Consider the following 570-nt stretch of genomic DNA (forward strand, 5'->3'; position numbering starts at 1 on the left):
ATTAAGATTCAACTCTACCTCAAACTCATGAACTGCATCCCTATTTCTCTTGAAATCTTGATAGGATTTCCATACCACCTCTTCTGTCGGCAACTCTTTTTCTTTAATTAGCTTTTCTTCATTGTAAAGTTCAACTAACTTTTTATTATCTAAGACAACAGTTTCATTTTTGTTATTAAAATAGTCTTGAAAATAACTAACACTATACCGATTCGTTTTTACCAATTCTTGCTCTGAAATCTTAATCTCATCAAATTCAAATTGAACATGTTTTTCTTTCGGAATTATTTTTAATCCAAAAAATTCTGCTCGTTGAATCAATTCATTCATATTCTTCATTTTCGGAAGTAAAAATTCTAAGATGTTTATGATTTCCCTTTGAACAAACTTTTTCTTAAAATAAGTTTCATTATAAGGTTGTTTTCTACTCAATTTAATATCACGTACGACTTGTTTCATATTTGAATCAGTCATAAAAAAAGTAACATGCTTGTGTCTAAAATCAATTTTTAAATGTAAAGCTTTTGCTTTTTTCTTGAAATCTTCAAAATTTTTCGAGTTCTCGATTAG

At 27.5% G+C, this 570-nt stretch carries 1 pseudogene; it reads right to left on the reverse strand.

The window, feature by feature from the left end:
- A pseudogene (locus HMPREF2701_RS01015) lies at positions 1 to 570 on the reverse strand (relaxase/mobilization nuclease domain-containing protein); the annotation flags it as partial.

This window comes from Streptococcus sp. HMSC077D04 (assembly GCF_001808785.1).
Lineage (GTDB): Bacteria > Bacillota > Bacilli > Lactobacillales > Streptococcaceae > Streptococcus > Streptococcus mitis_BX.